Origin of the sequence: Streptomyces sp. NPDC013157, assembly GCF_042899865.1 — a bacterium.
Classification (GTDB): Bacteria; Actinomycetota; Actinomycetes; order Streptomycetales; family Streptomycetaceae; genus Streptomyces.
The window spans coordinates 163,684-172,768 of the sequence record NZ_JBIBAK010000007.1; the positions used below are offsets into that span (position 1 = coordinate 163,684).

Annotated in this window: 5 protein-coding genes; all 5 read left to right on the plus strand. The window is 70.0% G+C overall.

Annotation, left to right across the window (positions count from 1 at the left end; genetic code table 11):
* Nucleotides 1-379 precede the first annotated feature (379 nt).
* The 5 genes from ACFY6U_RS22155 to serA all read left to right on the plus strand — a co-directional run bounded on the left by ACFY6U_RS22155 (nucleotide 380) and on the right by serA (nucleotide 8,981).
* Complete coding sequence (locus ACFY6U_RS22155; protein WP_390040682.1) at nucleotides 380-3,382, plus strand: putative bifunctional diguanylate cyclase/phosphodiesterase; 3,003 nt, start codon at nucleotides 380-382, stop codon at nucleotides 3,380-3,382.
* A 243-nt stretch (nucleotides 3,383-3,625) separates the two neighbouring features.
* The gene (locus ACFY6U_RS22160) at nucleotides 3,626-5,476 is read left to right on the plus strand and encodes an acetolactate synthase large subunit (protein WP_390040684.1); all 1,851 of its coding nucleotides are present in this window, start codon (nucleotides 3,626-3,628) and stop codon (nucleotides 5,474-5,476) included.
* Nucleotides 5,477-5,496: 20 nt separating this feature from the next.
* On the plus strand, nucleotides 5,497-6,021 hold the full coding sequence (gene ilvN, locus ACFY6U_RS22165) for an acetolactate synthase small subunit (protein WP_046726929.1): 525 nt from the start codon (nucleotides 5,497-5,499) through the stop codon (nucleotides 6,019-6,021).
* A 141-nt stretch (nucleotides 6,022-6,162) separates the two neighbouring features.
* Complete coding sequence (gene ilvC, locus ACFY6U_RS22170) at nucleotides 6,163-7,161, plus strand: ketol-acid reductoisomerase (protein WP_351961305.1); 999 nt, start codon at nucleotides 6,163-6,165, stop codon at nucleotides 7,159-7,161.
* 230 nt (nucleotides 7,162-7,391) lie between these two features.
* Nucleotides 7,392-8,981, plus strand: coding sequence for a phosphoglycerate dehydrogenase (gene serA / locus ACFY6U_RS22175; protein ID WP_390040687.1), 1,590 nt, complete (start codon nucleotides 7,392-7,394; stop codon nucleotides 8,979-8,981).
* The last annotated feature ends 104 nt before the right edge of the window (nucleotides 8,982-9,085 follow it).

Genomic DNA, 9,085 nt, shown 5'->3' on the forward strand with positions numbered 1-9,085 from the left:
TCCGCTTCCGGTACGGTCCGCAACCTTCCGGGCGCGGTGCGTGCGCGCATAGCCCCTGGTCGTCACGGAGCGTAGAGAAGCTATGTCCCTGAGTGACGAGACTGGTGTATCGTCCCGGAAGGGGCTGCGCCGCGCACCGTACGGCGCCGGGGATGGACATTTCAGATTTGTGAGGGGGGCGACGGGCGATGCACGGCCTATGGACGAACGATCCGACGCGGCGGAGCCGCCGGCGGCGACCCTGGCGCACAGCTGCGCGCAGACGCGGCCACCACACCAGCCATCACCACCACCGCAGGCACAGCGGACGCCGGAGGCACGCACATCCAGCGCACCGGGACCTGAGGGACACGGGAGCGACGCGGACCTGGAGGGTCCCGTGACAGCGCCGACATCCGTGACGACCACCCTCCCCGGAGCGCTGCGGGCACAGCCTCCGGCGGGGATGCCGCACCTCCGGCCGCCGGCCACCGGCGGCGGGACCGGCGTGGTCCGCCAACTCGTCCTGGCCCTGATCTGCGCGGGATACGCCGTCGGTTCCGCGTTCGACTGGGGCTCGAACCAGATCGCCCTGTTCATGGGTGACTTCGGTCTGACCGCGGCCGCCGGCACCGCCGCCGTGTCGTGCTTCCTCTACGCCCGCTCCCCGCGGGTCCGCTTTCGACCCGCCTGGCTGCTGTTCGCCCTCTCCTCGGCGATGGCGGCCCTGGGCAACGCGGTCTGGGGGTGGTACGAGGTCGTGCTCCAGCGGCCCGTGCCCAGCCCCAGCTACGCCGACCTGTTCTTCCTGTGCTTCGCGCCGCCCGCCATCGTGGGTCTGCTGGTGCTGGCCAAGCGGCCGGTGACCAAGGCCGGCTGGATCTGCCTCGCGCTGGACGCCTGGCTGATCGGCGGCTCCCTGCTCACCCTGTCGTGGAGCCTCGCGCTCGCCCAGGCCGCCCGGTTCGACGGGCCCAGCGTCGCGCACACCGCGCTCTCGCTGGCGTACCCGCTGCTGGACATCGCCCTGGTCAGCATGGTGCTCGCGCTGCACTTCCGGCGCTCGCCGGGCAACCGCACCGCGGTGAACACCGCGATCGGCGCCCTCGCCCTGACCGTGATGTGCGACGCCCTGTTCACCTCGCCGCTGCTGCACAGCAGTTACCGCTCCGGCCAGCTGCTGGACGCGGGCTGGTTCGCCGGATCGCTGCTGCTCGCGTACGCCCCCTGGGCCGCCCCCCGGTCGCAGGGCGCCCAGGATCCCGACGGGCACACGCGCGTGGTCCACGAGCACGTGCCCGGCGGCCGTGCCCCGGCGCCCAAGCAGCCGCCGGCACCGGCCCCGGGCGGCGACCACAGCCGGTACCCGTCCGGACGGCCGATCACCGGCTCCCTGGCCGCGCTCACCCCGTACCTGGCCGCCGCCGTGTGCACCCTGGGCATCCTCTACAACGTCCTCGACGGCCGCAGTCCGGACCACGTCGTCCTGATCACCGCCGGCTGCGTGGTCCTCGCGCTCGTCGTACGCCAGGGCATCATGCTGCTCGACAACATCACCCTCACCCAGGAACTGGCGCAGCAGGAGAACCACTTCCGCTCCCTGGTGCAGGGCTCCAGCGACGTCATCATGATCGCCGCGCCCAACGGCATCCTCCGGTACGTCTCCCCGGCCGCCGCCGGGGTCTACGGCCGGTCCGCCGAGGACCTGGTGGGCTCGGAACTGGCCAACCTCATCCACCCGGAGGACCTGGGCTGCGTGGTGCACGAGGTGCGCCGCTTCCTCGCCGCGAGCTCCCAGGAGGAGCCCACCACCCGCATCGAGTGCCGGTTCCGCTCCGGCGAGGGCGGCTGGCTCAACGTCGAGTCCACCGTCAACCGCCACCACGGCGGCCTCATCTTCAACAGCCGGGACGTGACCGAAAGAGTGCGGCTGCAGGCGCAGCTCCAGCACAACGCCGAGCACGACCCGCTCACCGACCTGCCCAACCGCGCCCTGTTCACCCGGCGCGTGCAGCAGGCCCTGTCCGGCCGCCGCTCCTCCGACCGGGGCCCCGCCCTCAGGAACACGGCGGTGCTCTTCATCGACCTGGACGGGTTCAAGGCCGTCAACGACACGATCGGGCACCAGGCCGGGGACGAACTGCTCGTCCAGGCCGCGCGCAGACTCCAGGACGCGGTCCGCCAGGGCGACACCGCGTCCCGGCTGGGCGGCGACGAGTTCGCGGCGCTGATCGTCGGCGACGGCACCCGTGACCGCAGTGCCCGGGAGCGGCACATCCTGGAGCTCGCCGACCGCCTCAGGGTGACCCTCTCCCAGCCGTACGCGATTGACGGCAACGATGTCCGTGTCAACGCGTCCATCGGTGTCGCCTTCGCCGAACCGGGTCTCGGCGCCGGTGAGCTGCTGCGCAACGCCGACCTGGCGATGTACCGCGCCAAGTCGGCCGGAAAAGGCCGCGTCAAGCTGTACAAGCCGCAGATGCAGCAGGACGTCGTACGCAAGGCGGAACTGGCCACCCGGCTGCGGGCCGCCCTGCACGACGGCGAGTTCACGCTGCTCCACCAGCCCGTGGTGTGCCTGGAGGACGGCCGGATCGAGTCGGTCTCCGCACAGGCGCGCTGGCGCTCCTCGCAGGGGGTGCTGTTCACGCCGGCCGAGTTCCTGCGGGTCGCCGAGGACAGCGACAAGACGGCCGAGCTGGACCGCTGGATCCTCCAGGAGGCGATCGAGCAGGCCGCCGAGCGGGCCGCGAGCGGGCTCGTGGTGCCGGTCGCCGTCCGGACGTCCGCCCGGCGGCTGCTCGACCGGTCCTCGCCGCTCGGCTCCGTGGAGGTCCTGCTCACCCGGCACGGGCTGCCTTCGGGGGCGCTGCTCCTGGAGCTCTCCGACACCGACCCCAGGGTCCCGCTGGACGAGCTGGAGCGGCGGCTGACCGCGCTCAGCCGGCACGGTGTCCGGATCGCGCTGGACGGCTTCGGCAGCGGCTACGCGGCGATCACGGCGCTCCGCAAGCTCCCCGTCGACGTGCTCAAGCTCGACCGCAGCCTGGTCGAGGGGGTCGTCGAGTCGGCCCGGCTGCACAAGATCACCAATGGGCTGCTGCGGATCGCCGGAGACCTCGGCCTGCAGTCCGTGGCCGAGGGCGTGGACCTGCCCGAGCAGGTCACCGCGCTCCGCACGATGGGGTGCACGCACGGTATGGGCATGGCGTTCTCCGGCCCGGTGGACGAGTACCGGCTGCGCCGGGCGCTCGGTTCCGGCCACTACCCGGTTCCGCACGCCCCGGCCGAGCCCGCCTTCGCGGGAGGCGGTCCGGGGGTGTACACCGGTGGTGTGCCCGCCGTACTCGGAGGGGGAAGTGCCCTACGCTCACATAATGAGACTCCCGTCCCACCCGCTTGACACGTGGTGCGCGTCAGAGGGAGGGTCAGTCCCATGCGCACCCGAATTCTCGTACTTGGACAGCGCGTCGGCTGAGCTGGGGCCCACCGGAGGACGATCCGGAATCCCCAGCGACCACACCGGCGCGCTCCCCTCGCTTGCCTTTTGGCACGAGGGGTTTTTTGTTGCACCAGCACCAGACGTACGGCAGCGAAAATCCGTACGAACCTCGCAAAAACCCTCAGCATCGAGAAGAGAATGCCGATGACCGAGCAGGCCACCGGGGCCCACCATCCGCAGCCGCGGCCCCGTTCCGGAGGACAGCAGACCCCGACCGTCGAGCACGTCACGGGTGCGAAGTCCCTCATCCGCTCGCTTGAGGAGGTCGGCGCTGACACGGTATTCGGCATCCCCGGTGGCGCGATCCTGCCGGCCTACGACCCGCTGATGGACTCCACCCGGGTGCGCCACGTCCTGTGCCGGCACGAGCAGGGCGCAGGCCACGCGGCCACCGGCTACGCGCAGGCCACCGGCAAGGTCGGCGTCTGCATGGCGACGAGCGGCCCGGGCGCGACGAACCTGGTGACGCCGATCGCGGACGCGCACATGGACTCGGTGCCGCTCGTGGCGATCACCGGACAGGTCGCGTCCTCCTCGATCGGCACAGACGCCTTCCAGGAGGCGGACATCGTCGGCATCACCATGCCGATCACCAAGCACAACTTCCTCGTCACCAAGGCCGAGGACATCCCCCGGGTGATCGCCCAGGCGTTCCACATCGCCTCCACCGGCCGCCCCGGCCCGGTCCTGGTCGACATCGCCAAGGACGCCCTCCAGGCGAAGACCACCTTCTCCTGGCCGCCGGTCATGGACCTGCCCGGCTACCGCCCGGTGACCAAGCCGCACGCCAAGCAGATCCGCGAGGCCGCCAAGCTGATCACCTCCGCGAAGCGGCCCGTCCTCTACGTCGGTGGCGGTGTCATCAAGTCGCACGCCACCGCCGAGCTCAAGGTCCTCGCCGAGCTCACCGGAGCGCCCGTCACCACCACCCTGATGGCGCTCGGCGCGTTCCCCGACAGCCACCCGCTGCACGTGGGAATGCCGGGCATGCACGGTGCGGTCACCGCCGTCACCGCGCTGCAGAAGGCCGACCTGATCGTCGCCCTCGGAGCCCGTTTCGACGACCGCGTCACCGGCAAGCTGGACAGCTTCGCCCCGTACGCGAAGATCGTCCATGCCGACATCGACCCCGCGGAGATCGGCAAGAACCGCGCCGCCGACGTGCCGATCGTCGGTGACGCCCGCGAGGTCATCGCCGACCTGATCCAGGCGGTGCAGCGGGAGCACGGCGAGGGCCACCAGGGGGACTACACCGCCTGGTGGAAGGACCTCAACCGCTGGCGCGAGACGTACCCGCTGGGCTACGACCTGCCCGACAACGGTTCGCTCTCGCCGCAGCAGGTCATCGAGCGCATCGGGCAGCTCGCCCCGGAGGATACGATCTTCGCGGCGGGCGTCGGCCAGCACCAGATGTGGGCCGCGCACTACGTGCAGTACGAGAAGCCCGCCACCTGGCTGAACTCCGGCGGCGCCGGAACCATGGGCTACGCGGTCCCGGCCGCCATGGGGGCCAAGGCCGGACAGCCGGGCAGGACCGTCTGGGCGATCGACGGCGACGGCTGCTTCCAGATGACCAACCAGGAACTGACCACCTGCGGCCTGAACAACATCCCGATCAAGGTCGCCATCATCAACAACGGCGCCCTCGGGATGGTCCGCCAGTGGCAGACCCTGTTCTACAACCAGCGGTACTCCAACACGGTGCTGCACTCCGGGCCCGACGACGTCAACCCGGACGCCCGCGGCACCCGGGTCCCCGACTTCGTCAAGCTGTCCGAGGCCATGGGCTGCTACTCCATCCGCTGCGAGTCCCCGGACGACCTCGACAAGGTCATCGAAGAGGCGAACTCCATCAACGACCGCCCCGTCGTCGTCGACTTCATCGTCCACGAGGACGCCATGGTGTGGCCGATGGTCGCCGCCGGCACCTCCAACGACGAGATCCTGGCCGCCCGGGACGTCCGTCCCGACTTCGGCGACAACGAAGACGACTGAGCGAGAGAGACGCAGAAAAAATGTCCAAGCACACGCTCTCCGTCCTGGTGGAGAACAAGCCGGGCATCCTGGCCCGGATCGCGGCCCTGTTCTCCCGCCGCGGCTTCAACATCGACTCGCTCGCCGTCGGGGTCACCGAGCACGCCGACATCTCCCGCATCACGATCGTGGTGAGTGTCGAGGCGCTGCCGCTGGAACAGGTCACCAAGCAGCTCAACAAGCTCGTCGAGGTGCTCAAGATCGTCGAACTGGAGCCGGGTTCGGCCGTTCAGCGCGAACTCGTTCTGGTGAAGGTGCGCGCCGACAACGAGACGCGCTCCCAGATCGTCGAGATCGTCCAGCTGTTCCGGGCCAAGACCGTCGACGTCTCCCCGGAGGCCGTCACCATCGAGGCCACCGGCAGCAGCGAGAAGCTGACGGCCATGCTCAAGATGCTGGAGCCGTTCGGCATCAAGGAACTGGTGCAGTCCGGCACCATCGCGATCGGACGCGGGGCCCGTTCGATCACCGACCGTTCGCTGCGCGCCCTCGACCGATCTGCGTAAGGCTTGAGCAAGGCTTGATACGGGCGGCCGGCGTTCCTTCCCGGCTCGGCGGCCGCCCGTATACCGAGACCCCGAAACTTCCCTTCCGCCCGCCGTCATACGGTGGGACGCAACACCTGCACACCAAGGAGAGAACCCAAAGTGGCCGAGCTGTTCTACGACGCCGATGCCGACCTGTCCATCATCCAGGGCCGCAAGGTCGCGGTCATCGGCTACGGCAGCCAGGGTCACGCCCACGCGCTGTCGCTGCGCGACTCGGGTGTCGACGTGCGTGTCGGTCTGCACGAGGGCTCCAAGTCCAAGGCGAAGGCCGAGGAGCAGGGCCTGCGCGTGGTGACCCCGTCGGAGGCCGCCGCCGAGGCCGACGTCATCATGATCCTCGTCCCGGACCCGATCCAGGCCCAGGTCTACGAGGAGTCCATCGCCCCGAACCTGAACGACGGCGACGCCCTGTTCTTCGGCCACGGCCTGAACATCCGCTACGGCTTCATCAAGCCCCCGGCGGGCGTCGACGTCTGCATGGTCGCCCCCAAGGGCCCGGGCCACCTCGTCCGTCGTCAGTACGAGGAGGGCCGCGGCGTGCCCTGCATCGTGGCCGTCGAGCAGGACGCCACGGGCAACGGCTTCGCGCTGGCGCTGTCGTACGCGAAGGGCATCGGCGGCACCCGCGCCGGCGTCATCAAGACGACCTTCACCGAGGAGACCGAGACCGACCTGTTCGGCGAGCAGGCCGTCCTCTGCGGTGGTACCTCCGCCCTGGTCAAGGCCGGTTTCGAGACCCTGGTCGAGGCCGGCTACCAGCCGGAGATCGCCTACTTCGAGTGCCTGCACGAGCTGAAGCTCATCGTCGACCTGATGTACGAGGGCGGCCTGGAGAAGATGCGCTGGTCGGTCTCCGAGACCGCCGAGTGGGGCGACTACGTCACCGGCCCGCGGATCATCACCGACGCCACCAAGGCCGAGATGAAGCAGGTCCTCGCCGAGATCCAGGACGGTACCTTCGCCCGCAACTGGATGGACGAGTACCACGGCGGTCTGAAGAAGTACAACGAGTACAAGAAGCAGGACTCCGAGCACCTGCTGGAGACCACCGGCAAGCAGCTGCGCAAGCTGATGTCCTGGGTGAACGAAGACGCGTGAGCCCCAGGTGACAGGGCCGGGGCGAGCCGCCCCGGCCCTGTTGTCCGCCCCGTCGAATCTCGGACGGGTGATCCTTCCGCAGCGGCGCAGGACGACCTCCGTCACGCCACTACACTGCCGTACTACATACGCGTCAGGCCCACAGCGTCGTGCGTCTCCACGCGGCTAGCCAACCTCCACCGCCTGCGGCCGTCGGGACGGCCGTCCGCATTGGACATGTGAGGACTCACGTGAGCTCGAAACCTGTCGTACTCATCGCTGAAGAGCTGTCGCCCGCCACCGTCGACGCGCTGGGCCCGGACTTCGAGATCCGGCACACCAACGGAGCAGACCGGGCCGAACTGCTCCCCGCCATCGCCGACGTGGACGCGATCCTGATCCGCTCCGCCACCAAGGTCGACGCCGAGGCCATCGCCGCGGCGAAGAAGCTGAAGGTCGTCGCACGAGCCGGCGTCGGCCTGGACAACGTCGACGTCTCCGCCGCCACCAAGGCCGGCGTAATGGTCGTCAACGCCCCGACCTCCAACATCGTGACCGCCGCCGAGCTGGCCTGCGGTCTCCTCATCTCCAGCGCCCGCCACATCCCGCAGGCCAATTCCGCGCTGAAGAACGGCGAGTGGAAGCGCAGCAAGTACACCGGTGTCGAGCTGGCCGAGAAGACCCTCGGTGTCGTCGGCCTCGGCCGCATCGGCGCCCTGGTCGCGCAGCGCATGTCCGCCTTCGGCATGAAGGTCGTCGCCTACGACCCCTACATCCAGCCCGCCCGCGCCGCCCAGATGGGCGTGAAGGTGCTGTCGCTGGACGAGCTGCTCGAGGTCGCCGACTTCATCACCGTGCACCTCCCGAAGACCCCCGAGACGGTCGGCCTGATCGGCGACGAGGCGCTGCGCAAGGTCAAGCCGTCCGTGCGGATCGTCAACGCCGCGCGCGGTGGCATCGTCGACGAGGAGGCGCTGTACGCGGCGCTCAAGGAGGGCCGGGTCGCCGGCGCCGGCCTCGACGTCTACAGCAAGGAGCCGTGCACCGACTCCCCGCTCTTCGAGCTCGACCAGGTCGTCTGCACCCCGCACCTCGGTGCCTCCACCGACGAGGCCCAGGAGAAGGCGGGCATCGCGGTCGCCAGGTCCGTGCGCCTCGCCCTCGCGGGTGAGCTGGTCCCGGACGCGGTCAACGTCCAGGGCGGTGTCATCGCCGAGGACGTCAAGCCGGGCCTGCCCCTCGCCGAGCGCCTCGGCCGCATCTTCACCGCGCTCGCCGGTGAGGTCGCGGTCCGCCTCGACGTCGAGGTCTACGGCGAGATCACCCAGCACGACGTGAAGGTGCTGGAGCTGTCCGCGCTCAAGGGCGTCTTCGAGGACGTCGTCGACGAGACGGTGTCGTACGTCAACGCGCCGCTGTTCGCGCAGGAGCGCGGTGTCGAGGTCCGCCTCACCACCAGCTCGGAGTCGGCCGACCACCGCAACGTCGTCACCGTGCGCGGCACCCTCGGCAACGGCGAGGAGGTCTCGGTCTCCGGCACGCTGTCCGGCCCGAAGAACCTCCAGAAGATCGTCGCGGTCGGCGACTACGACGTCGACCTCGCGATCGCCGACCACCTGCTGGTGCTGCGGTACGAGGACCGGCCGGGCGTCGTCGGCACCGTCGGCCGCATCCTGGGGGAGGCCGGGATCAACATCGCCGGTATGCAGGTCTCCCGTGCGGCGGCGGGCGGCGAGGCGCTCGCCGTCCTCACCGTCGACGACACGGTGGCCTCCGGCGTGCTGGCCGAGGTGGAATCGGAGATCGGGGCCACGTCGGCTCGTTCGGTGAACCTCGTGTAACAGCCACTTCTGCGAACGGCGGGGGGGGGGGGGCCCCCCGCCCCGGCCCCCACCACCGGCGCCCTGACCTTCCGCGAGGCCCGCACGGGTGTGCTCCAGCAGAG

What these genes read in the sequence shown, in the direction of transcription:
- ACFY6U_RS22160 (WP_390040684.1), top strand. Translation starts at nt 3,626, where the DNA reads ATGACCGAGCAGGCCACCGGGGCCCACCATCCGCAGCCGCGGCCCCGT.
- ilvN (WP_046726929.1), top strand. Translation starts at nt 5,497, where the DNA reads ATGTCCAAGCACACGCTCTCCGTCCTGGTGGAGAACAAGCCGGGCATC.